21 protein-coding genes, 2 tRNA genes and 1 other RNA gene are annotated in these 25,145 nt (G+C 29.9%); 10 read left to right on the forward strand and 14 right to left on the reverse strand.

Annotated elements, in window-relative coordinates; genetic code table 11:
- Positions 1 to 43 precede the first annotated feature (43 nt).
- A complete protein-coding gene (locus FZC36_RS01870) occupies positions 44 to 1,507 on the forward strand; it encodes a glutamate--tRNA ligase (RefSeq protein ID WP_148972294.1) in 1,464 nt (487 codons plus the stop codon).
- A 177-nt stretch (positions 1,508 to 1,684) separates the two neighbouring features.
- Here FZC36_RS01870 and FZC36_RS01875 read toward each other — a convergent pair whose 3' ends face one another.
- The 9 genes from FZC36_RS01875 to FZC36_RS01915 all read right to left on the reverse strand — a co-directional run bounded on the left by FZC36_RS01875 (position 1,685) and on the right by FZC36_RS01915 (position 13,314).
- Positions 1,685 to 2,611, reverse strand: a complete 927-nt coding sequence (locus FZC36_RS01875; RefSeq protein ID WP_148972295.1) for a hypothetical protein — start codon at positions 2,609 to 2,611, stop codon at positions 1,685 to 1,687.
- 136 nt (positions 2,612 to 2,747) lie between these two features.
- Positions 2,748 to 3,677, reverse strand: a complete 930-nt coding sequence (locus FZC36_RS01880) for a beta-ketoacyl-ACP synthase 3 (protein WP_148972296.1) — start codon at positions 3,675 to 3,677, stop codon at positions 2,748 to 2,750.
- 395 nt (positions 3,678 to 4,072) lie between these two features.
- Positions 4,073 to 5,044: a phosphate acyltransferase gene (locus FZC36_RS01885; RefSeq protein WP_148972297.1), complete on the reverse strand. Its 972-nt coding sequence runs from the start codon at positions 5,042 to 5,044 to the stop codon at positions 4,073 to 4,075.
- A gap of 3 nt (positions 5,045 to 5,047) precedes the next feature.
- Complete coding sequence (gene rpmF / locus FZC36_RS01890) at positions 5,048 to 5,233, reverse strand: 50S ribosomal protein L32 (protein WP_148972298.1); 186 nt, start codon at positions 5,231 to 5,233, stop codon at positions 5,048 to 5,050.
- Between the two features lie 130 nt (positions 5,234 to 5,363).
- Positions 5,364 to 7,241, reverse strand: coding sequence for a ribonuclease J (locus FZC36_RS01895; protein WP_148972299.1), 1,878 nt, complete (start codon positions 7,239 to 7,241; stop codon positions 5,364 to 5,366).
- A gap of 2 nt (positions 7,242 to 7,243) precedes the next feature.
- Positions 7,244 to 8,560 (reverse strand): UDP-N-acetylglucosamine 1-carboxyvinyltransferase, encoded by a 1,317-nt coding sequence (locus FZC36_RS01900; protein ID WP_148972300.1) that lies wholly within the window; start codon positions 8,558 to 8,560, stop codon positions 7,244 to 7,246.
- A gap of 120 nt (positions 8,561 to 8,680) precedes the next feature.
- Entirely contained in the window at positions 8,681 to 9,196 is a 516-nt protein-coding gene (gene yihA / locus FZC36_RS01905; RefSeq protein WP_148972301.1) for a ribosome biogenesis GTP-binding protein YihA/YsxC, read from the reverse strand.
- Positions 9,197 to 9,434: 238 nt separating this feature from the next.
- Entirely contained in the window at positions 9,435 to 12,056 is a 2,622-nt protein-coding gene (gene alaS / locus FZC36_RS01910) for an alanine--tRNA ligase (protein WP_148972302.1), read from the reverse strand.
- A gap of 334 nt (positions 12,057 to 12,390) precedes the next feature.
- Entirely contained in the window at positions 12,391 to 13,314 is a 924-nt protein-coding gene (locus FZC36_RS01915; protein ID WP_148972303.1) for a hypothetical protein, read from the reverse strand.
- A 301-nt stretch (positions 13,315 to 13,615) separates the two neighbouring features.
- Between FZC36_RS01915 and FZC36_RS01920 the strand changes: the two genes are divergently transcribed.
- The 7 genes from FZC36_RS01920 (at position 13,616) to tuf (ending at position 19,551) form a co-directional block, all read left to right on the forward strand.
- Complete coding sequence (locus tag FZC36_RS01920; RefSeq protein ID WP_148972304.1) at positions 13,616 to 14,194, forward strand: hypothetical protein; 579 nt, start codon at positions 13,616 to 13,618, stop codon at positions 14,192 to 14,194.
- Between the two features lie 112 nt (positions 14,195 to 14,306).
- Positions 14,307 to 14,753 (forward strand): hypothetical protein, encoded by a 447-nt coding sequence (locus FZC36_RS01925; protein WP_148972305.1) that lies wholly within the window; start codon positions 14,307 to 14,309, stop codon positions 14,751 to 14,753.
- Positions 14,754 to 14,821: 68 nt separating this feature from the next.
- Positions 14,822 to 16,351: an Asp-tRNA(Asn)/Glu-tRNA(Gln) amidotransferase subunit GatA gene (gatA, locus tag FZC36_RS01930; protein ID WP_148972306.1), complete on the forward strand. Its 1,530-nt coding sequence runs from the start codon at positions 14,822 to 14,824 to the stop codon at positions 16,349 to 16,351.
- The gene (gene gatB, locus FZC36_RS01935; protein WP_148972307.1) at positions 16,351 to 17,808 is read left to right on the forward strand and encodes an Asp-tRNA(Asn)/Glu-tRNA(Gln) amidotransferase subunit GatB; all 1,458 of its coding nucleotides are present in this window, start codon (positions 16,351 to 16,353) and stop codon (positions 17,806 to 17,808) included. Before gatA ends, gatB begins: the two co-directional genes overlap by 1 nt.
- A 325-nt stretch (positions 17,809 to 18,133) precedes the next feature.
- A tRNA-Tyr gene (locus FZC36_RS01940) sits at positions 18,134 to 18,218 on the forward strand.
- Positions 18,219 to 18,226: 8 nt separating this feature from the next.
- Positions 18,227 to 18,301 (forward strand) — tRNA-Gly (locus tag FZC36_RS01945).
- A 38-nt stretch (positions 18,302 to 18,339) separates the two neighbouring features.
- Complete coding sequence (gene tuf / locus FZC36_RS01950; protein ID WP_148972308.1) at positions 18,340 to 19,551, forward strand: elongation factor Tu; 1,212 nt, start codon at positions 18,340 to 18,342, stop codon at positions 19,549 to 19,551.
- A 1,345-nt stretch (positions 19,552 to 20,896) separates the two neighbouring features.
- Here the strand turns inward: tuf and rpmA are convergent.
- The 5 genes from rpmA to ssrA form a co-directional block, all read right to left on the reverse strand.
- Positions 20,897 to 21,148: a 50S ribosomal protein L27 gene (rpmA, locus tag FZC36_RS01955; RefSeq protein ID WP_148972309.1), complete on the reverse strand. Its 252-nt coding sequence runs from the start codon at positions 21,146 to 21,148 to the stop codon at positions 20,897 to 20,899.
- Between the two features lie 56 nt (positions 21,149 to 21,204).
- Positions 21,205 to 21,504, reverse strand: coding sequence for a 50S ribosomal protein L21 (gene rplU / locus FZC36_RS01960; RefSeq protein ID WP_148972310.1), 300 nt, complete (start codon positions 21,502 to 21,504; stop codon positions 21,205 to 21,207).
- A gap of 136 nt (positions 21,505 to 21,640) precedes the next feature.
- A complete protein-coding gene (locus FZC36_RS01965; RefSeq protein WP_148972311.1) occupies positions 21,641 to 22,282 on the reverse strand; it encodes a ribonuclease D in 642 nt (213 codons plus the stop codon).
- Between the two features lie 89 nt (positions 22,283 to 22,371).
- Complete coding sequence (locus FZC36_RS01970) at positions 22,372 to 22,794, reverse strand: ClpXP protease specificity-enhancing factor SspB (RefSeq protein ID WP_148972312.1); 423 nt, start codon at positions 22,792 to 22,794, stop codon at positions 22,372 to 22,374.
- A 10-nt stretch (positions 22,795 to 22,804) separates the two neighbouring features.
- Positions 22,805 to 23,157, reverse strand: a transfer-messenger RNA (tmRNA) gene (gene ssrA, locus FZC36_RS01975).
- Positions 23,158 to 23,190: 33 nt separating this feature from the next.
- Between ssrA and greA the strand changes: the two genes are divergently transcribed.
- Together greA and lpdA are read left to right on the forward strand one after the other, a co-directional pair.
- Positions 23,191 to 23,673, forward strand: a complete 483-nt coding sequence (gene greA / locus FZC36_RS01980) for a transcription elongation factor GreA (RefSeq protein ID WP_148972313.1) — start codon at positions 23,191 to 23,193, stop codon at positions 23,671 to 23,673.
- On the forward strand, positions 23,660 to 25,048 hold the full coding sequence (gene lpdA / locus FZC36_RS01985) for a dihydrolipoyl dehydrogenase (protein WP_148972314.1): 1,389 nt from the start codon (positions 23,660 to 23,662) through the stop codon (positions 25,046 to 25,048). The genes greA and lpdA overlap by 14 nt, the downstream gene beginning before the upstream one ends.
- The last annotated feature ends 97 nt before the right edge of the window (positions 25,049 to 25,145 follow it).

Consider the following 25,145-nt stretch of genomic DNA (forward strand, 5'->3'; position numbering starts at 1 on the left):
ATAGCAATAGCAAATAATATAAACAAAACATATACTTAACAGCATGAACAATACAAACAGTAATAATATACTTTGTACAAGATTCGCTCCTAGCCCTACTGGATTGATGCACATAGGAAACATAAGATCTGCATTGATAACATATCTTTGGGCAAGAAAAAATAATGCAAAATTCATTCTTAGATTCGATGATACAGACACAGAAAGATCTAAACAGGAATTTTCAAACAATATCAAAGAAGATTTGCTTTGGCTTGGAATAAATCCTGACAAAACAATATTCCAATCTAAAAGAAATGAAATTTACTGCAATTGGTTTAGTATATGTTTAAATGCAAATCTAGTTTATGAATGTGATGAAACTCCCGAAGAACTAGAAGATTTAAGAGAAAAATTAAAATCACAAGGGAAAGCTCCTGTTTTTAAATTTTACTCCATAAAAACTAGCCTAGAGTCAGAACAATCTAGCACTACATCAGATAAGAAGATCACAAAGTCAGAGAAACCAAAATACTGGAGATTCAAACTACCTGATTTAAAAATAACCTGGAAAGATTTAATTAAAGGAGAAATTTCAATAAATCTCAGAAATGTAAGCGATCCTGTTATCAGAAAAAGCGATTCAAGCTTTACATACACCTTTACAAGCGTAATTGATGATATTTCAGAAGAAGTCACACATGTTATTAGGGGGGAAGACCACACCATAAACACTGCTGTTCAACAATATATGATAGAAACAATTAAGCAAAAAATTATAAGTAAACCTGAAACTGACGGAAATTCAAAACCTACAGAACAATCAACTTTCGATAGAGAATCAAGTCAAAATATAGAATCTCTTGGAAATAAATCAGAAATAAAATGGGCTCATTTGCCAATTATTCTAGATAATTCTGGAAAAGTACTTTCCAAAAGGAATGGAGCAAAAAGTATCAAGGAAATCAGAGAGGAAGGTTTTTTACCAGAAACATTAATAAGTTACATCACTAACTTAGGAAAATCACAATATATCATTGGTAATATGAAAGAAGTGCTAAAAGCATTCGATATAAATTATTCATCTTCCCAAGCTAGATTTAATCAAAAAGAATTTTTAAAAACACAACAGAAAATTCTCAGAAACAAAATAAAAGAGCAAAATGCGTATTTCCAAAATAAGTATAAAATGTCTGAAAAAACGCTTTCTTTAGTAAGGGAAGAGATTGATTTCGAGCATGAATTAGAGGAGTGGCATGATATATTCTACAAAAAGATTCATTTCTATAGATCAGACAATGAAAACAATACAGAAAAAACTGATAAGATTATATTTTTAGAAAAAGAAGAAAATGAGATCTGGAAAAATTGGATAGAAAGAAATTGCGAAGGAAGAAATAGAAGAGATATACTAAAAGAATTAAGATTCGTACTAACAGGCAGAAAATTCGGCCCTACTCTAACAGATTTACTTGAAAACATAGATATAGAAGTAGTAAATTTCAGACTTTTCAATAGAGATTCTTGATTTCTAAGGCCTTTAAACCTACATCAGTATAAAATAGCAAACAAACCAAAGGATAAGTTAGCAAACTAAATAAGACTTAAACATTAAGGATTCTCCATATTAATAATAAAAATAGCTATTTTTTAACTAAAGTTTTTTTATCTAAATCTAAAAAAACCAAGGATAATGAAATAATTATTAAACAACTTCATTCATATTTGTATAGTAAAATTTCAAAGCATCATACTTCGATTCTTTAGAGTTAAACTCTTCTTCTGTTATATAAAATAGCAAATTCAGACTTATATCTTTAACATATTTTTCGTATGTAAATTCTTCTTCAGTAGAATATTCTGGAATTTTTTCAGAGTTAATATAACTTGTTCTTTTCAACAACGAGCTTAATCTATTATAAAATTCCAGATTGAAACTTTCTGGATCAATTCTGTTGTAATTAACCTGCAACCAACCACCTAATTTATTTTTAGTACGTATTTCAAAAACTTCTGAATCAATACTATACAATCTATGGGAATAAAGATTTTCATAAAGAACATCATCAATATTAGATTTTTTTTCTAAAACAGATTTATTCTCTTCATCATATACAAACAAAACACTATCCCTGTATTGATTAACTATAGATTGCACATAACCATTTTGAATATATTTACCATCATAATCACAAAGCAGCATACAAACAGATCTAGACACCTTTTCAGATTCTTTTTCACTCATTTCTGATCTAAAATGAATAAAAGGACCTAAATCCACTAATTCAGTTCTTTTTCCATATTTATGTTTCTCTTCTTTATCTAGAAAAAACTCATAAGAAATTCCTTTTAAAGAACCATCATTGATAATTAACCATTTTTGAATCTCGTTCAGAGATACGCTTTTAATAACTTCAGTCTTTTTATAAAGTTCATCAAATACTGATCCGTAAACTAAGTCTACTAAGTTATTTCCCCTGTAAACACAAAATGCTCCAGCAGTACATTGATCAGGCAAAGCCATAGCTTCATCCATTTTCCCAATCAATTCTTTAGCTTCAGATGTAAATCCATCCATTTTTGCATATTCTGCAAAATAACTATTCGATTCAAATGTAATACACAGAAGCATGAGTACATGTAATTTATTTATTAAGCACATTCCATTATTTAATCACGTAATTCACAACACATGAATAAAAATACAATAAAATAATGTTAAATTTCCAAAATATAGAGATTTCAAAAATATTCAATAAATAAGAAATCTATAGTTGAACCAGAACTGACCCCCACCTAAATCCTGCAGCAAAACCAGTAAACAACAATTTCTGTCCAGAAGATAACTTACCTTCCTTAAAAACATCATATAATGCCAACGGAATTGAAGCAGCCGAAGTGTTCCCATACTTATCACCATTGTAAACTAGATTTTTTATACCACTCAAATTTTCCGATACTTTTTTCAGAATACGTAAGTTAGCTTGATGTGGAATAAACCAATCTACTTCTCCTGATTCCTTAACTATATTAATCACATCTTCTCGCATACTAGAACATGCATTTTTAAAAACATCTTGTCCATTCATTTTTATAGAACCATTCCCAAATTCCTTGTCATTTATTTTTGTGGTTGTGTTCTCAACATTTAATGAATCAAATGAAGGTTTCGAATAAGAGGAATACTTTAACAACTTACCAAATTTATTATTCACCAAAACAGCTCCAGCTCCATCTCCAAACAATACTGCTGTAGACCTGTCATTCCAATCAAGTATAGAGCTCATTTTTTCTGAACCAATAATTAGAGCTTCTGAATCTTCTGGCATGTTCTGTAGAAAAACCATTGCTGTTGTAAATGCTTGGACAAAACCGTTGCATGCATCATGTATATCAAAACACATAACATCTTTTCCTAATCCTAGTTTTCCATGAACATAAGATGAACATGTTGGAAAATTACAATCTGGCGTAGATGTTGCACATAAGATTATTTTCACATTTCCTAAATTTAAATTTTTTGCAGACTCATATGCCATTGAATAAGTAGTTTCTTTTTCTGCAATAAATCTAGAGCTTATCCCTGTTCTTGTTTTTATCCATTCATCTGAAGTATCCAGCTTTTTTTGTAAATCAAAATTACTTACACAATTAGATGGGACAAAAATACCACAATCTTTTATAAGCATACCATTCATTCGCAATTCCTTTTTCAATTATTCATATTTAATACATATTAAACCATCAGAACCAAGGCAATCTTCATATCCAGACTTTAAAATATATAACTAACGACTGAGAACATTATATTACATACAGAGATTATTGCAAATTGATAAAATTTTAAATTCATGAAGATTACACAAATTCAAGCATATAATGCTTATTATTTTAATCCAGATTATAACAAACAAAAATCTATATTATGAAATAAATCACCATAAAAAATCAAATCAAGAAGTAATGGTAAAAAATAATGGTAAAATGCAGACATAACTCAATATATAATTTGTAAAAAAAAACTAATACTAAAGAAGTATAAAGTTAAAAAATATAGATATTAATTTAACAGAAAATAATCAACAAGTAATTGTTAGGTAGAAATTTTCTGCTCTATTAAAGATGCATCATTTGTTTCTTGTTTCAGCTTTTCATAGCTTCTTATGAATTTACTTGCAGTTCTTAAAGATTGCAAAAAAGATTTTTCACTTGATGATCCATGAGCTTTTATAGACAATCCCTTTATTCCCATCATAATAGCCCCATTATATTTATCTTCGCTCCATCTATTAAGAACTTTGACTAACATTCTTGTAATGAAATTTTTCTCTAATTTAGATCTTAAAAATCTAAATGTTCCTTCACAAGATTTAGAAATACAATTTCCACTAAAGCCATCAGTAACAATTACATCTGCATCGCAAGAGAATATTTTATCTGAATCTATAAATCCATCAAAATTACCATCTTTTTCCATCATGTCCCCAGCTTCTCTAACTTCAGGAGTTCCTTTTATGTTTTCATGACCAACATTTATCAAGCTCACTTTAGGCTTATCTACACCCAAGTAACATTTAGCCAGAATAGATCCTAATACACCAAAGGAATGTAAGTCTTTTGCAGAGCAAGTTAAATTAGCTCCTATATCTGTAAGAACTTTTGATTTTTTATATCCTGGTATAAAAACAGCTAATGGAGTTTTAGAGAATCCTTCAAAAAATCCTAAAATCTTTCTAGAAAGTATCATATAAGGACCTGTGCTTCCTAAAGTTATTACTCCCTGAGATGCTCCATCCTTTACAGATTTCAATGCTAATCCCATTGTAGATTTTTTATAATACTTTAAAGAATCAAGTATATTTTTTTTAGGGTCAACAAAATCAGAACATTTAACCAATTCAACTCTTCCTTCGAAATTTCTAAAAAAATTTTCCTCAGGCAAAATAGTTGTATATAAAGAAACAGATAAATCCTTGTTTTCTTCTAGAAAAATCTTTACTGAATCGAAAACCATTTGGGGACCTAAATCACCACCCATGCAATCAATAGATAAAGTTAAACTCACTCTTTATTTTTTATCCTTTATTTTTAGGACCTGTCTTCCTTTATATTGTCCACATCCCATACATACTGTATGAGGTTGCTTGTAAAATCCACATTTACAAACAGACAATTCAGGTAAAGTAACTTTGTAAGAACTACTTTGTCTTTGTCTTCTTTTTGTAATCGAAACTCTCTTTTTTTGTACAGCCATTCAACCCCCAACATTTTTTAGTAAAGAAATAAATCTTTACAAGATATTAACTTTTTAACATAAACATAGTTTTTTTTCAATAAAAAACACTCTTAAACTCTCAAAACAATTAAAAATTATCTAATTTTTTTTAAAAGCCTTCCATAAAATCAACATTTTCATCAATGGTTCTTTCAGGAGATTGAGTTTCTGAACTGCTCAAAGATTTGTTTAAGCTTATAGAATCAATATCAACAGTATTTTTTACAACTTCTTTTGAACCGTTTTCTCTCTCAGAATCTTTTTTCTTTCTTGGAATATTTGAAGTTACTAAATGAACCAAAACAACAGGATCTTTTCCTCTGCTCTCAAACATAGCATGGTGAACAGATTGCTTTACTTTTTCTGTCAAAACTTTGTACACTTTTCTATCATTTGAATCCATAGCAATAATATCTTTTTTCAAAGTTTCTTTGATACTATCTTTCAATGTGTCATTTTTTTCACATATTCCATAAAAACTTAAACTTGTTCTTATATAATCCTTATTATCTATAAAGATAGTAACGAATATACATCCATCCTCAAGAAGATATCTTTGTCTAATAGTACTACCAAACTCTGGAACAAGCGCCTTTCCATCCACAACCATTCTTGAGCTAATCATTTTCTGTGAAACACCTACGCTCTTACCAGAAAGTACCAATATATCTCCATTTGAAACAATAAAAGGTTTTATATTAAGATTAGAAACAAGCTTTGCATGTGCTTTCTGATGGCATATTTCTCCATGAACTGGTACTGAAATTTTTGGCTTCAGCATTTTATAGAATTTTACCAAATCACTTTGCATTGGGTGCCCAGAAGCGTGAACCGGAGTTGAATCTGTATATTTAATTATATTTACATCAATCTTTGCAAAGTTGTTCAACATTTGAGAAACTTCTTTTTCTTTTCCTATAATAGTTCTTGCAGATATAAGTACAGTATCTCCTTTGTTTACTTTTATTCTTGGGTGATTGTTTTCAGAAAGCCTTTTCAGCCCTGAGTTCATTTCACCTTGGGATCCTGTACAAATAAACATTACTCTGCTTTTATCTATCCTACTTCCCTCATCTTCTGTTAGGAAATCTGGCAAATCTTTGAAATAACCATGTTTCAGTGCAGCATCTTTTATTCTATGTATAGATCTTCCAACTAATACTACACTTCTACCATACTTCTTAGCCAATCTAGCACAGCTGTCTACTCTAGCTACATTAGAAGAAAAACAACCAATAACTATACGACTGTCCTTAGATTTAGCTTCTGATAAAGCTTGATCTATTGTATTTTGGACTTCCTTTTCAGTTACTGTCTCTTCATCAACCATAGCATTTGTAGAGTCACAAACAGCAGCCAATATACCATCTTTAGCAGCGCTTTCCATTGATTTGTAGTCTGTAGGGATTCCTATTACAGGATTGTCTTCAAACTTCCAATCACCTGTATGCATAATATTTCCTAAAGGAGTTTTAATGTATATCATTGCACTTTCAGGTATAGAGTGAGTTACATTTATCCATTTTATGTCAAAAGGCCCTAAGTTTAATGTAGATCCCATATCTACTGTCTTAAGCACTCCCTTTGAGTTAGCTTCTTTCAATTTGTTATTTATCAAAGAAGATGTAAATGGAGTAGCGTATACAGGAATATTCAAATCATCTATTAAGTAAGGAATTGCTCCTATATGATCTTCATGTCCATGTGTTATTATCAGCCCTAATACATCTTGTGGATCTAAGCTCTTTATAAAACTTATATCAGGGACCATAATATCAGATCCAGGGACCTTATCAAATGTAATTCCAAGATCAACTATAATCCACTTACCATTGCAATGATAAAGATTCATATTCAATCCGAATTCTCCAGAACCACCCAAAGGCAAAAAACACAAAGAATTTCTATCTATGTTTATTTTTTCTTGCTCTTCTGTATTTTTTCTAGGAACTCTTTTGTAATTAAACTTTTTTCTTTTTATGTTCACTATTAAATTACCTCATTATCTATTAATTTTACATTAACATTAACAGATTTCAGCTTGTTATATAAGTCTGAATACCCTCTGTACACAAAATCCATATTTCCTATCGATGTAGTCCCTTCAGATATGCAAGCAGCCAATACGTAAGCCATTCCTGATCTAAGGTTTTCTGCAAAAACAGTTTTTTTAGGTGCAGTAAGTTTTGTAGGACCTACTATAAAACCGCTATGCAAATAATTCTGATCTTTAAACCTACAAACATCACCAACGCAATGAACACTAGAGTAAGTGTTAGCTCCGAAGAGTTTCAAAGTTTCTAAGTGATGCAATCTGTATTTAAATAAAGTTTCATGGATAATACCCATTCCCTCAGATTGAGTCATCATTACGCTAAGCATTGCTTGATAATCAGTTGAAAAACCTGGATAAGTATCTGTTTGTACTAAAATGTTATGTAATTTTTCTTTTTTAAAAAATTTTATGGAATTTTTTTCTAATTCAAATCCCCCACCCATTCTTCTAAATATTCCTAGAAATCCACTCATGTGCTCAGGATTTATATTTTCTACCTCTATAACAGAATCTGTACATGCTGCTAAAACTGCCCATGAAGAAGCCTCAACTCTGTCTCCAATCATTTCTGTTTTTATACCACAAAGCTCTTCCACACCTTCAACAAACAATTTTCTTGTTTTTAAATAATGTATTTTAGCTCCCATGTTTTGTAACATAGTAATTAAGGATTTGATTTCTGGCTCTATAGCTATATTTTCTATAGTACTAAAGCCTTTTGCCATTACTGCAAGAAATATAGCAAATTCAGTAGCTCCAACAGAAGGAAAATCAAGCTTTATATCTTGACCCTCTAGTTTTTTAGATTTTTCAGCAAAAAAAGAACAATCTTTACTTCCTAATTTGAATCCAAATTTTTCACTTATTTTTTCGTGAAAATTCAATGGTCTGCCAGAAAAATCACAACCGTCTTGGTTTGGAACCTCCACATAATCAAATTTATGTATTAACACAGCAAGGAAGAGTATGGAAAGCCTTCCATACATAACATTATCTCTTGCCTTTATTATAGATTTACTTTTCCCTGGGATCACTTCAGCTTTATTATTTTTAATAATAAGGGATCCACCACAATCTTCGATTAGAGTTTTAAGGGAATCTATATCACCTATTTCAGGAACATTTTCGAAAAATGATGTTTGATCAGATAACATGGAAGCTATAATGGCCTTTGTTGAAAAATTTTTAGAACCAGAACAGGTTATTTTACCACCTATGTTCTTACTCCCAGTTATTTGACAAAAATTCACATAAAGATATTAACCTAGTTTTAATAATAATAACAGAAAGACTAAATATAACGAAAATGAACTAATGCACTAAACAAAACTTTTTATTATAACTTAAAGTCATGAAATATTTAAATAAATTCAAGTAAAAGAGCTTACACTTCTCAAGTATTTAGCAATTTTGTCATATCCTTTTTTAGTATGTGAGGAAGTAAGGAAATTACTTTCAAAGTCCAAAGAATCTTTTTTATCAGACTTCGTTCCTACTATTTTAAAAGGCACATTGTTTTCACGGCAGAAATCTATAACCTCTCTATCTAAATCCATCACTCCTCTTCTAGAATCTATAAGAATAAAAATCTCATCAACTCTTCCAGAAAACAAGTAATCTCTAGCCATATCAACCATAAAGTTTTTTCTTTGTCTACCCATATTTGCATAACCATATCCAGGCAAATCCACAAAATTTACTGAATAAGAAGTCTCATGGAACCCTAGCCATCTTGTACACCCAGGCTTCTTTGCTACCCTAGAAATTTTCTCACCTAAAATACAATTCAAAAAAGAAGATTTACCAACATTAGATCTACCCATAATTGCTATTTCATATTTTTCTTTAACTGGTAGATTTTTAAAATCGTATATTTTTTTTACCATAATCTTTTACCACAATCCAATTACAAACATTAACTTAATTATAAATAATAATCTAATGCTTTATAAAAACTTAATAAACTTTCAAAAAATTATCATAAAATATTTGAAATCAAAAAACCAAACTTTATGAACAATTTTATTAACATGAACAAATAATAAATAAACAGCTTAAGTGGATTTATGGATTTGTGGATTTAAATTTTGACAATTAAACTTTAGTTATATACAAATAATTTATTTAAATTTCTTTAATAATATTCACTAAACCCAATATGTCAGGGTTATTTATACTTCCTTGCACTAAGTCTTCCCTTCCACCTCCTGTGGCATTTATTTCCTTAAGATACTCTTTAGCAGACAAAAAATCATGCTTAGAAATCTTATTAACTCTAATAACAATCGAATTGTTTTTATCATTCTTTCTTTTATCTTGTATGGTATTGTTATTTACGTTATTTGAATCTACTTTTCTATCATTAAAATCAGCAGATTCTTTGTTGATTATTATAAGCAAGTCACACCTTTTGATTAACTTATCACTAAGTTCTTTCATTTTTGACTTTGGAAGATTTACACATTCTATGTACCCTAAATCACCTCTTTTAGATTTTATAACATTTAAGTTTTTATCAAGTTCTTCTAAGTTTTTAGAATCAAATCCTGCACAATCACCATCAAAACCAGACTTATTTCTAAGATCAGCTTTATTAGAATTTATTTTTTTAGAAATATTATCCCCTGAGCTTCCATTTTTGGATTTGTAATTATCTGCATTTTTGTAATTTTCCAGATTCTTTATATTCTCTAATCCATTTTTAATAGCTGCAATACCTGTCAGTGCTTCAATTCTTTTCACTCCTGCTGATACACTTTTACAACTTCTTATATAAAATGAACCAATTTCTCCTACTCTTTCTACATGAGTACCACAGCATAATTCAGCAGAAAACTGCCCTATCCTTACAACCCTTACTTTACTTGGGTATCCCTTTTCTGTAATCAAAACATTTTCTTTCATAGCCTCTTCAAAAGTTTTACTTTCTATTTTGACTTCATGATTTTTTTGTATTAACTTGTTAATTTCTAAAGTTATTTCTTCTAATTCATCTTTTGTAATGTTTTCAGGTTTAGAGAAGTCCAGCCTCAAAGAATCGTGTTTTACAGAAGATCCTTTTTGTAATACTGTATCACCAAATTTCTTTCTCAACACATGAAGCAAAATATGAGTAGAAGTATGATGTTTTTCTAGTCCTTTCCTTTTTTCTATATCTATAGAGGATTTTGCATCTTGACCTATTTCTAATTCACCTTCTTTTAAGTAACCAACGTGCCAAATGGAATTTTTATCCTTAAACATTTCTTCAACAACGAAAACACCAGTATCTGTAGAGATCACACCTGAATCACTAGCTTGTCCTCCAGATTCTGTATAAAAAGTAGTTTTGTCTAACAACACAAAGACTTTTCCACAAAGTTCTTTATCTACCTTTATCACATCATTTGCTTCTTTGCATTTTGTTATATCTAAGCACTTCAAATCAATGATTTTAGATGAAGTTTCTTTTAGCTCATATCCAATAAATTCGCTATTTTTATCACATATACCTAAATCATATTTCTTTTTGGAATCTTTTTTCCTATTGGCAAGAATCCTATCAAATTCATTTTTTTCCACTTCTATGCCTTTTTCTCTTAAAATATCAAAAGATAAATCATATGGAAATCCATATGTATCATAAAGCTCAAAAACATTCTGAGCAGAAACTTTTTCAAGTTCTACATATTTGTTTAACCTGCACATTCCTGTCTCATAAATTCTACCAAACTGCTCTTGTTCTGCTTTTATTGACTGAATAACTTTTTGTTTATTATGTAATATTTCTGGATAAAATTCAGACATATTTTGTACGGTATAATCTACGCAAGCTTCAATTATTCCTTTATTTTCTAAACCTTTGTCCACTATTCTACGCATTGCTCTTCTCATTATTCTCCTAAGAACATATCCTCTTCCTTCTGAAGAAGTTTCTATTCCATCAGAAACAATAAAAGTAATTGCTCTGGAATGATCTGCTATAACTCTCTTATCAGTTTCAGATAAAGATTTATGTTTATTGTCGAAATCTAATTCTGTAATTATTTTCAACATATTTTTAAAAAATGGAGCTTCATAGTTATCATTTGTTCCAGATACAGTAGCTTCTAAGCGCTCTAAACCCATACCAGCATCTACACAAGGGTTAGGAAGTTTTAATTTTATGCCATTCTCCACTGTATGAGTCATAAAGACCATATTCCAAATCTCTATAAATCTATCCCCAGAGTGGAAATCCCCTTTTATATGATTTCCATGATCATAAAATATTTCTGTACATATTCCGCAAGGACCTTCTTCTCCAGCGCTCCATTCATTTGTTTTTTCATCTATTATTCTAGATTTATCTACAAATTTAGACCAAATTTTTCTACTCTCTAAATCAGAGGGATGCACTGTCACATATATTTTAGAAATATCTAAATTTATAGATTTAATAAAATCCCAAGACATGTGAATTGCTTTTTCTTTAAAATAATCACCAAAAGAAAAATTTCCCAGCATTTGGAAAAATGTGTGATGCCTTTTTGTGAAACCAACTTCATCTAAATCATTATGCTTTCCACCTGCTCTAAGGCATTTTTGACAATTTACGACAGATTTTGCTGGAGGAACTTGCTGTCCAAGAAAAAAACTTTTCATAGGAGCCATTCCAGAATTTATAAACAATATAGAATCATCTCTCTCTGGTATTAAAGAAAAAGATTTTATTTTTTTATGATTTTTATTTTCAAAGAAATTTAAAAATTGGTTCATTAAAGTCATTAACGAAATGATATATTAAAAACTTAGTAAGAGTAAGATAAATTAAATCTTATAAGGATTAAAAATTGAAGTGATTTCAATTTTATATAATAAACAAATTGATGTATAAATTAATACAAAAAACACAGTTAAGTAAATTTAATTCGCTTAACCTTGTGTATGACATAAATATTAAACCTATGTAAATTAAGACATAAAATTTAAATTATTTATATATTGCAAATAAGATTTAAAGAACAAAATACTTTTTAACTAACCTTATTAAGATCTATTTTAAATATTTTAATTAAAATAAAGCTATTTACAAACAATCATACTCCGAATTCATTTAGAATTAGAATCTAATTTTGTATCCAATTCCTAGTTTAATTCCACCACAGAATTCATTCTTCAATGTACCTTTGAATTTGTGATCTACTTCTTTGACTTTTCCATCCATTTCTACATTCTTAGAGAACATTACTCCAAGAGAACCTTCTACATTAAAGAACAATCCATTAGAAAGAACTATCTTAGTACCTAGAGGAAGCACTAACCCTAGTCTGTGACAACTGGACTCAATATGATCACTGTCATTTGAACCAAGAATCAACTGAGCGTTGTAAGCTCCATGCTTTAGTCCTAAACCTGAGTACAAACAAACCATTTTGTTTACCATGTAACCACCAAGAATACTTGCATTAAGACCCCAGTAAGATTCTAAGTTAAATCTATTGTGTGCTACTTCAGGATTCAAAGGAGCAGAAGAATCAGCGTCTGCAGAATTTTCTGTCACTACAGGCAACATCTCATTTTCTTTTAGATTATTAAGAATTGTATCTTCTTCTCCAGGCTTTGCTCCATGTGTGTAAGCATCATTTAGATAAGCATTAGTGTGACCCAAACTAATTCCAAATCTAGCTCCTATAAATGCATTCCCCATTTTTCTTCCGTATTCTACAAAAGGATTTCCTTTGAAAAGGCTTCCTGCATTTTTTGTTTCTACCTTTATATCTTCTGAGTTAGTGTATACTCCTGCATCATTCTTAGATAAAGCTACAGCACCTACTCTGTCTACATCTGTTTCTATTGATTCAGATTTTAGTTTCATATTATGAAATTCTATATCCAAATCAGCACCAAATCCTATGTAGTTCTTCTTCTGGCTTTGTGTGTACTTAGAAACAGACTGTCTCTTGCTAGAAACCATTTTCTTTTGAGCAGATATATTTCCAATCAAAGTAAACAAAGATAAAGCTAAAATAGTTTTTCTATTCATTTTTCCTCCATAGAGAGTCCTACTCCCAATTTATTCTCAAAGAATAATTTCTAAACGTAAATAAATCAATAACAATATATTTATTTCTTATTAAAAAAAGATATTAAATGAATAATTTTATAAATCAGAGAACTTTCACTTATTTTAAAACAATAACAACACAAATCAATTAATATATACATATATTATATTACTCACCTAACAGACCCAATTCATAAATAGTTTCATAAAATACACTATGAATCATTACAAACTCTTCTAAATTACTACTAAAAATGTGAAGATTGTACTTGTTAAATATATGAAAATTTATGGATCTGTCTTTTGCCCGTTTAGAAGGTATTTAGAAATAATTTTACAAGAACAAAAAGTTGAATTCACTGTGTCAGAATCTCCTGAAGATGTTTTTTTTCCTTATATCAAGGAGAATGGGAAAACTTACATAGGACTGCTTTCTACTGATGAAGTTATCAATAAGATAGATAAAAATGATAAACCTTGGTTTTTCTGGATTATTACTGATTTCTTTCCTAGTCTAAAATTGATAATAAAACAAAGGTTCTTCAATGAATTCAATACAAATCACAGTAGCCAGATTTTGGAATACTCTAAGAGAGATATGAATGATTTCTTGATCAAGTTAGAATCAATATTTTCTGACCAAAATTGGATTGGTAAATATGGACCATCTTCTTCTGATTTTTTGTTTTCTTCAATAATTTCTTATCTAGATTACTTAAATGAAATAAAGTGGACAAAATATGAGAATATCAAAATATGGTATTCAAGTATAAAGTGCAGACCGTCATTCGACAAAGTTTTATCATACAGACTGCCAGGCATAAAGCCCTCTCCTCAGTATAAAATTATAGATTTCTGAGAATATCTTAACCTATAAACTTTTTAACATTTCAAAATAAATCAATATCAAGAATGTGAAATAAACAAACAAACTGTACAAAATTGTGTACGTGATATAGAATTGTCTAACGATGGAATGTGTATTAAGTAAATTATCCAAAGTTCTTATGATGGAAATCAAGGATAAGGATAAAAAATCTTTTGAACAAGATTTGGAAAATATTTTACAATTAATAGAGAAAGTAAAACAAATTACATCAAATAGCACAGAATCACAAAACTCTAATTTACTTGAATGTTCTCATACAAACCGAATTCATAAATACGAAATGTCTCCGACCCAAGAGGATGAAATAAATCCAGTGGCGTTTGACGCTTTTCTAAACAAGTACAACTCATTGTCAAACTGTATAAATAATCAAAACCTAATTAATGACTCTGTAAGTATAAGCACAATTAATATAGAAAATGATTTCTATTCACCTGACTATGAAACACCAATAAAAGATATAGAAAAATTAAAAGAACAAGAGAGTATGGAAACTAAAAATTTCTTCATAACTGATGGAGTGTTATAGCACTTTCAAGAAGTATGGTTTGAAAGCATGTATTCAAATAAATTAAATAAAAAATTAGGAGGAAAAATATGAGTGAAATATGGAAATTAACATTAAAAGAAGTAAAAGATCTTTTGCATAATGGTGAAGTGTCTCCTCTTACTCTAGTTCATGAAATGTTTGAAAGAATAGAATCTCAATCTCATCTGAATAATTTTATAACAATTACTAGAGAACGTGCATTTAAATCTGCTGAAGAGAGTTGGGAAAGAATAAAGCAAGGAAATGCAAGAGCTTTAGAAGGAATTCCTATAGGAGTTAAAGATCTATATTGTGTAAAAAATGAAAGAATGACATCAGCTTCTAATGTATTAAGAGATTTTATAGCACCATACGAATCACATGTAACTCAAAAACTCTGGAACCAAGGAGCTATTTGTTTAGGAAAATTGAATATGGATGAATTCGCAATGGGATCTTCAAATAACACAAGTGCTTTTGGTCCATCCTTCAATCCTTGGAATTACGACCAAAAACTAAGCCCTGGAGGATCTTCAGGTGGAAGCGCTTCTGCAGTAGCTTCTGGATCTTGCTTTGCTGCTCTAGGAAGTGACACTGGAGGATCTGTAAGACAACCTGCATCCTTTTGTGGGATTGTAGGTTTCAAGCCATCTTATGGAAGATGCTCTAGATTTGGAATGACAGCTTATGCATCTTCTTTTGATCAAGCAGGAGTTTTTGCTAGAAATGTAGAAGATACAGCTATCATGATGAATAATATGATGGGATATGATCCAAAAGATTCAATGTCATGCTCTGAAAAACCCCCTACATTAGATATAAATAAATCCATAAAAGGAAAAGTATTTGCTTATCCAAAAAATTGGATGGAAAACTTAGATAAACATATAATAAAAAACTGGGAAAATTGTTTACAATATTTAAGAGATGCAGGAGCAATAGTAAAACCAATAGAGCTTATGGATTTTGATTTTTATCTTTCAACTTATTACCTTTTGACAACATCAGAAGCTGCTTCTAATTTATCTAGGTACACAGGAGTATGTTATGGATCAAAGAAACAAGAATCTAACCCAAAATATAACGCAACTTTTGAACTTTTTGGCAAAGAAGTAAAAAGGAGAATATTAATGGGAGTTCATAGTCTTTCTAGCAAAAATGAATGTGGTTATAAGTTAGGCCTTAAAGCAAGATCTATTATAAAAAATGATTTCATGAAAATATTTGAAGAATTTGATGCTATAGTTTACCCTTGCTCTCCTAGAGAGGCTTTTCCAGTAAATAAAGTTTTCGAAAACCCTACAGAATCTTATAAGGAAGATGTTTTTACTGTTATACCTAATCTTATAGGATCACCAGCAATGTCTGTTCCTTCTGGATATGGTGGAAATGGCCTTCCTATTGGAATACATCTTATGTCCAAGCCATTTGATGAGCAAATCTTAATTTCTACAGCAATAGAAATAGAGAAAAGAGCAAATTTTGTAAATTATATTAAAAAATTCGAGAATGATATGAATGAAAATAATAATTCAAAATCAGAAAACAGTAATTTAAGTAACAAAACAGATTCTCAATACAAAAAGGATGTGAAGTAATGATCTTAGATAATAAGGAAAATTCAACAAAGACAAACCAAGGTTGGAAAATGGTAATAGGACTTGAGGTACATGCTCAAATAAACACTAAATCTAAACTGTTTTCTAGAGCTAGCACTTCTTGTGAAAAACCTAACTCTGGAGTAGATATTCTAGAATTAGCCCTTCCTGGTGCTCTTCCTGTTTTAAATAAAGAATGCTTGTATAAAGGAATAACCTCAGGGCTTGCATTTGGAATGAAAATCAATGAAACATCTAGCTTTGATAGAAAACATTATTTCTACCCTGATCTTCCATCTGGATACCAAATAACACAATTTTACAGACCTATAGCTCAAGATGGTATTGTAAAAATCTGGGATGCAGAAGGAAACATAAAAGAAATAAGGTTAAACAGAATACACTTAGAAACAGATGCTGGTAAAAGTATTCATAAAAATGGAAAGACATTAATAGATTTAAATAGAAATGGGATTCCTTTGATGGAAATAGTTACAGAACCAGATATTAGTACAGCCGAAGAAGCAGCATGTTTTTTCAGAATCTTACAAGCAACACTAAAAGCAATAGACACTTGTGATGGAAACATGGAAAAAGGCCAAATAAGGGCTGATGTAAATGTTTCTGTACACAAATCAGGAGACCCACTTGGAACAAGAGTAGAAGTAAAAAACATAAACTCTGTAAGATTTATGAAAAAAGCAATTAATTATGAATTTGACAGACAAATTGCTTTATTAGAAAAAGGTGAGAAAATAAATCAAGAGACAAGACTTTTTGATGAAAATACATTCAAAACATCACATATGAGAGACAAAGAAGATTCTTCAGATTACCGTTATATGCCAGATCCAGATCTTCCATGCTTTACTGTACAAAAAGAAGTTATAAATTCATTAGAATCTAGCGCTAAATTACCTTATGATATTTGCGATAAAATATCTAAACTAGGAGTAAAACACTCAGATGCATGGACTGTTGCAGAAAATCCGGTTTTGACAAATTTGTTTTTAGATATAGAAGAAAACTTTTCTACAAAAGGTAAAAAAATTCTTTTTAATTGGTTAATTGGTGATGTTTCTGCATATATAAAAGAAAATCAAAATACAGAAATAAACCCTATCTATCTTAAAAATATAATTGAAAAACTAGAGAGTAACTCTATATCCAGCAAGGTTGCTAAAGAAGTTTTCATAGAATCTATTAATAAAAATAAAAATCCACTAGAAATTATAAAAGAAAATAATTTGGAACAAACTGACTCAATTGAAGAAGTAATGAAAGTTATAAATCAGGTCTTGGAAGAAAATCCAAAAGAACTTGAGTCTTATAAAAAAGGTAAAACAAATCTAGAAAAATTCTTTTTAGGTCAAGCTATGAAAATCACAAAAGGTAGAATAAATCCTGTATTATTACAAACAGAACTCAAAAAAGAGCTTAGCAAACTAGCAACCTAATAAGATCAAAGACATGATCAAATTTAGAAGGAAAATTACAGGTAGTAAATTAAAATAGTAGGCATTTTATGATAATACTTTATGAAAATTTATTAAAATTTCAATTTGTCAGTATATTCAGCACAGCTAGCTAAAATCATTAATTTAACCTACCTTTCCTCCTTAAAATAAATAATTTCATTTTCAGTAAATTTTAATCTTCAGAATAACGGGTTTTAAGTAAAGAAAATCACAAAAACATATGAAAAATAGCCTAAAAATGTTTTTTTATATTGACAAAAATTAAAAAAAAAGTGATCCTTATCTCAAGCTCTTAAAGTTTCGTGGAGGGATGGTCGAGTGGTTAAAGGCAGCAGGCTGTAAACCTGCCGACGATTGTGTCTACGTAGGTTCGAATCCTACTCCCTCCATTTATCAAGCGGGCGTAGCTCAATGGCTAGAGCACCAGCCTTCCAAGCTGGGGACGTGGGTTCGACTCCCATCGCCCGCTCCAAATTACTTCTAGGAGCACATTAATTCACAGGAGAAAAGATGGCAAAAGAAAAGTTTGAACGTAATAAACCGCATATTAATATAGGTACCATAGGTCACGTTGATCACGGTAAAACAACAACAACTGCTGCTATTACAACAATTTTAGCAAACGAAAGCAAAAGTAACGAAGCTAAAAGCTTTGCAGAAATTGATAACTCACCAGAAGAAAAAAAGCGTGGTATTACAATTTCTACAACTCATGTAGAGTATGAAACAGAAGCAAGACACTATGCTCACGTTGACTGTCCAGGACACGCAGATTATGTTAAAAACATGATCACTGGAGCAGCTCAAATGGATGGTGCTATTTTAGTTGTTTCTGCTACAGATGGTCCCATGCCTCAAACAAGAGAACATATTCTTCTTGCAAAACAGGTAAATGTTCCATACATAGTTGTATTCTTAAACAAGGTAGATTTAGTAGACGATGAAGAGCTTTTAGAGCTTGTTGAAGCAGAAGTTAGAGAACTTCTTAATAAATACGACTTCCCAGGAGATGATATCCCTATAGTCAGAGGTTCAGCTTTACATGCAATAAACCCTGATTCTTCTGCAGAACAGAAAAGCAAATCTGCTGAATCTATATTGAATCTGATGAAAGCTGTAGATGATTACATCCCTAACCCAGAAAGACCTATAGACAAACCTTTCTTGGCTCCTATAGAAGATGTTTTCACAATCACAGGACGTGGAACAGTTGTAACAGGACGTGTAGAAACTGGTAACGTAAAAGTTGGAGACGAAGTAGAAATTGTAGGAATAGTTGAAAAAACACAAAGAACTACAGTTACTGGAATAGAAGCTTTCAGAAAAGTTCTGGATGATGCTAGAGCTGGTGATAACGCTGGATTCTTGCTTAGAGGAATAAACAAAGAAGATGTACAAAGAGGTCAGGTCTTAGCTAAACCTGGACATGTGACCCCTCATACAGAATTCCAAGCAACTGTTTATATTCTTAAAAAAGAAGAAGGTGGAAGATCCACTCCTTTCTTTGGAAACTACAGACCTCAGTTTTACTTTAGAACAACAGATGTTACAGGAAAGATAGAATTGCCAGAAGGAGTAGAAATGGCTTCTCCTGGTGATGACATTAAGGACATTAAGATCACTTTAATCTCTCCTATAGCTATGGAAGACAACCTAAGATTTGCTATCAGAGAAGGTGGTAAAACTGTAGGTTCTGGTGTTATTACCAAAGTCATCAAATAAGCTTACAAAATAAGCTTGTTTAAAAAACATACTGAGCATACGCTCTAAAAAAATTTCTTATAATCATATTTTTAAACTTAAGATTTACACAATAAAAATCTTTATAGAAAAAAAATTAAAATACATTTATCTTTTCTATTAAATAATTTATAGAAATCTTATAAGAATAATTATGATCTAACTTTTATATCTGTTTTAATTTATGTAAATTTAAACATTTGTATTGTATTCATTTCTACAAAACATAACACTGAAGAAAGAAATTCTTTCTTAATATATAAACATTGTTGTAAGCTTTGAAAATCATTTTATTACATGGACCACCCTTCTCAACTTTTATTATATTTAGTTAAATAAATCCTTATATATGTATGATAAAGAGGAAATGAGCTAGAAAAAGATTAGGAACAAAATTCACTAATAATAAAAAATTAAAATCTAAAATTGAAAAATTTTAAACATTACATGCTTATTATCTATTCTCACAAGCAAACTAACATAAATCTATTTTTAAGATTAAAATTAGTTTTTATAGAATATATATGAGAGAGTTACTAATAAAATCAATAGAGTAGTCAACTGTGATATTGTTTTAAACGGATAGTATAATGATTAAGATCCTATAATAACTATAAAGCATGAATAAGAGTAATTTAATTTAAAAATATATAAATAAGGCTCTAATTTTTGTAAAAAACAAAGAAATATTTAAATCAATAACTTTATGAAAATATCTCAATAAATAATTGTATAATATGAAATATAATATCTTTTTGTTTGATTAAGCATGTTCAAATAAAGATTTCTTATACAACAAGAAATAAATCTATATAAACTCTAAGCTAGTGAAAAAACTAATAATAACAAGTTCAAATATTTCCATATATGAAAAAAAATTATGTATATAAAAATATTACAGGAAGTGTCCTATCTTAAATGCCAAATATCTATAAACATATGTCTTTAAATCTGTAAAATACTTTTACCAAAGCATATAGATAATCATAATATTATTGATATTAATCATTAGGATGTTTTGATAAATTACTATAAACATTCTCAAAATATACTTTTATTTTAAAAGTACAAAAAATCTGTAGAAAAAACTTATTGCCTATGTTGTAATGAGCAATTGCTTTGGATTTAAAACTAAAGCTAGAAAAAAAATTACATAATCACTAGTATTACTCTTATAAAAAAATCTTAAAGTAAGAAAGAAAGATTGTAAAAAATTAATAATTACTTTAAAGAAAGAAACTAAATCAAATTTAATATATATAACAAAACAGACAAATTTATAAACAAATTTCTCTGACTATAAAAAAATAAAATATAATTTAAAGACTTAAACTCTATTTACTGAAATTATTTTTCTACCTCTTTTTGTAGAAATTTTTACCAAACCGTCCACTTTAGAGAAAACTGTATGATCTCTTCCAATTCCGGTATTTTCACCAGAAAAAAATCTGGTTCCTCTTTGTCTTAAGATTATAGCACCTGATCTTACTTTTTGGTCACCAAAAATTTTAAATCCTAATCTTTTACCTGCCGAATCTCTACCGTTACGCGTACTACCACCCGAACCATGATATGCCATGAAAAACTCCTCTCAATTTTATAAAAAAAACTTCTTATAAAAACAAACTAGAATGCTTAAGATTTTTTATTAAGCTCGATTATCTTTACTAAAGTAAAATCTTGTCTATGATTTTTGCTTCTCCTGTAATTATGTCTTCTTTTCTTTTTGAAAACAGGGATTTTATCTCCTCTGAAGCTTTTTACAATTTCTGCCTTAACTTCGACGTCTCTAGTAAATTCAGATTCATCCCACCCCATAACACAATCTAAATTCAAAGTAGAACCAGGCTCCAAATCAATTTTATCACAAATTATTTTTTGCCCTGCTTCAACTACATACTGGTGTGATCCAGATTTTACTATTGCAAAGTCCATACAGTGATTATGTTTATTTATCATTAATATGTCAATATTGACTAAATTATTTTAAGTAAAAATAAGCACTTTATTGAAGAAAAAGGAAACAAAACAAACTAAAATTAAAAAAATTTAACATTTAACAAGAATAAAACTACAAATGCGCAAATATATCCATATCATGCCATCCTGCACAATCCAGCCTTACTATACTTTCCAAAAAGTCAAAACATTTTTTAGCGAGCTCTATTCTACCCTCTCTCACAAGTATTTCATTTAGATTTTCTTGAATCTGATGTAAGTATAAAACATCTCCAGCTGCGTATTGTTTTTGTGCTTCTGTTAGGATATCTGCACCCCAATCAGAAGATTGCTTTTCTTTTGGTATGTCTATTGCCAGGAATTCTCTGCAAATAGTTTTAAGACCATGCCTTTCGGTATAAGTTCTAGCTAATTTCGAAGCCAACTTAGTACAGTAAATTGGGTTAGCCATAACACCAAATGCATTGTAAAGCATAGCCATATCAAACCTTCCAAAATGGAATAATTTTTCTATATTTTCATCTTTTAACAATCTCTGAATATTTTTAGCTTCCTTTTGACCCTTCTCTATCTGTACAAGGTGACAAAATCCATCATTAAAGCATATTTGAATTAAACAAATTCTATCCCTGTATATATGTAGTCCTGTTGTCTCAGTATCTATTGCAACTGAATTCCCAAAAATCAAATCATCTGGAAGATCTCTTTTATGAACTAATATAGTAGTATTATGAATAGAATGAAATTTATGCATAATAAAAACTTATCACATAAGCATATAAAATAGAAATATAAACATTAGGCAGCACTAAAATAAGGTAATCCTAAATAATTTAAATGTGATTAATTTTTTGTCTCTGGAAAGAAAATGATATTACTCGATTTTTCTTTTTCATCTTCAGATTCTGGAATTTCTTTTCCTTCAAAATCAGGGCTTATATTTACACTAAAGTTCTCAGATGGATCAGTTATACTTGTTATAGCTCTAAATGGAATTGAGATCTGCTCTTCTTTGTCGAAAGTCATTTTTACTGAAAAATAATCTTTAAAAACTTGCAATTCAGAAAATTCATACTGCATAACCAAGATCATTTCTTTTGGATATTTAATTCTTAAATACTCAGGTATAACAACATCTTTATGAAATGTCACAAAACTGATATACAAATGCTGATCACCTTTCAAGCCTTCTAAACAAATACTTCGCATCAACTTTCTTACCATGCTTCTGAAGCAAATATTTAACTCAGATTTATAGTCAATCATTAAATTCCTTCTAAGGGATTTCTGTTGCTAGGCATCCCTCTAAACCTCTACTTAAGCAACTGCAACTGCAGGTGCAAAAGAAGTCCTATTGAAGTTAGCAGGACTCATGCTACTGTTTTGATTTGCATTTAAATCAACGCTTTTTACGAAAACTAACGGACAAAAAACAGACTTTTAGGAGTACGTCGATCCTATTTCATCCCCATAAACCATTCTATTTTCTACAAATGAAAGTACATTTTGGTGGAGATGTCGGGTACCGCCCCCGAGTCCGCTAAACTTATTGCATCTGTTGTTTATTGTCATAGCTATGAAAAACATAGCTTATGTATTATAATTCAATAACTTTTAGTTGTCTAATAATTTAGACATTTTTTTAATTAACAGGAGATCAAAATGTCACAAAAAGAACCTATTACTAAAACCGGATTGTTGAAACTTAAGCTAGAATTAAATGAATTAATTGAAACAGTAAAACCTAAAATAATGAAAGAACTGCAATATGCAAGAGGGTTAGGAGATTTATCAGAAAACGCAGAATATAGTGCTGCGAAAGAGAAACAAATAGAAATCAGCAAAAGAATTGAAAAACTACATAACATGATTCTAAATTCCAGAGTTGTTGACACCGCAAACATAGACAAAGACTTTGCTAGATTCGGAGCAAAAGTAACTCTTACAGATTGCGACACAGGTAAAGAAGTTTCATACACATTAGTAGGAAAATACGAATCTGATATACAAAAAAAGCTAATTTCAATAGACTCTCCATTAGGAAAAAGCATACTTGGAAAACAAGTGGATCAAGAGTTTGAATTCAGAGCCCCTGGAGGACATAAAACTTTCTTAATAAAGGAGATTAGATATGAGGAAGTATGATTTAGTAGTTATAGGTGGTGGACCTGGTGGGTATACAGCTGCGCTAGAAGCACAAAAACTTGGAGCACATGTTGCTATAGTTGAAAAGAAAACTCATGTAGGTGGAATATGTCTGAACTCAGGATGTATACCAACTAAAACCTTACTAGAAAGTGCTGAACTTTATCAAAAAATAAAAGATTCATCTGCCCTAGGGATAGAATGCAAAGATGCAAAACCAGATATAAAGAAAATAATAGAAAGATCTAAAGATGTAATCAATCAACTTTCTACAGGACTTTATGCTCTATTAAAAAATAAAATAGATTTTATAGAAGGATACGGAAAAATATCAAGTGATAAATATCCATTCGAAGTAGAAGTAAATAATGAAACCATATCAGCTGAGAACTTAATAATAGCAACTGGAGCAAGGAACAGACAAATTCCTTCAATGCCATTTGATGGAAAGAAAATACTAAGCTGCAAGGATGCTATGAACATGAAATCCATACCTAAATCAATTTCAATTATAGGATCTGGAGCTATAGGCATGGAATTCGCTTCATTTTTCAACGCATTGGACTCTAATGTGACAGTATTTGAAATGCAAGACAAAATATTACCATTTGCAGATGAAGAAGTAAGCATAGCAGCGAAAAATAAATTCGAATCACTTGGAATTGAATTTAAACTTTCTACATCCATCAACTCATGTGAAATAAAAAACAATCAAGTTGTCTTGAATAAAAATTTTGAATCTGATGTTTGTTTAGTAGCAATAGGAATTCAAGGAAATCACGAAAATTTAGGTTTAGAAAATTTTCCAAAAATAGAAATAGAAGGAACTTTCATAAAAACAAATCCACTAAATGAGACCGGAGAAAAAGGAATATATGCTATAGGAGATATTTCTTCTAGGACACCTTGGCTAGCACACAAAGCAATCCATGAAGGAATCAGATGTGTGCATAGAATCTTTAACAACACATCAATTGAAAATAATATATCAGAAAGACCTATAAAAGATGAAGATGTTCCTGTATGTGTTTATACAATTCCTCAGATAGCACAAATTGGATTAACAGAAAAGCAAGCAATAGAAAAAGGGCATTCTGTTGTGATAGGAAAGCAAAATTTAAAATTCAATGGAAAAGCTTTAACAAAAAATGAAAATGAAGGTTTTATAAAAACTATTTTTGATAAAGATAATCAAGAATTTTTGGGGGCACATATGTTTGGAAAAAACGTTACAGAGCTTGTACATGGATTCAGTATATTACAAAACATGGAAGGGCTTCTTTGGGATATAAAAAATACAATTTTCCCACACCCTACTCTAGCTGAAAGCATTCATGATGCAGTATCTGATGCAGAAGCTAAATTAAGTAAATAAGATAATAACTAAAGATAGTAACTAGTAATATGTGAACTGAATTTATACTTAATTGAATATATTCTCAATAAAATATGCTCTTATATTAGAAATTTTC

Source organism: Candidatus Nesciobacter abundans (assembly GCF_008189525.1).
GTDB lineage: Bacteria > Pseudomonadota > Alphaproteobacteria > CAJXXZ01 > 1604HC > Nesciobacter > Nesciobacter abundans.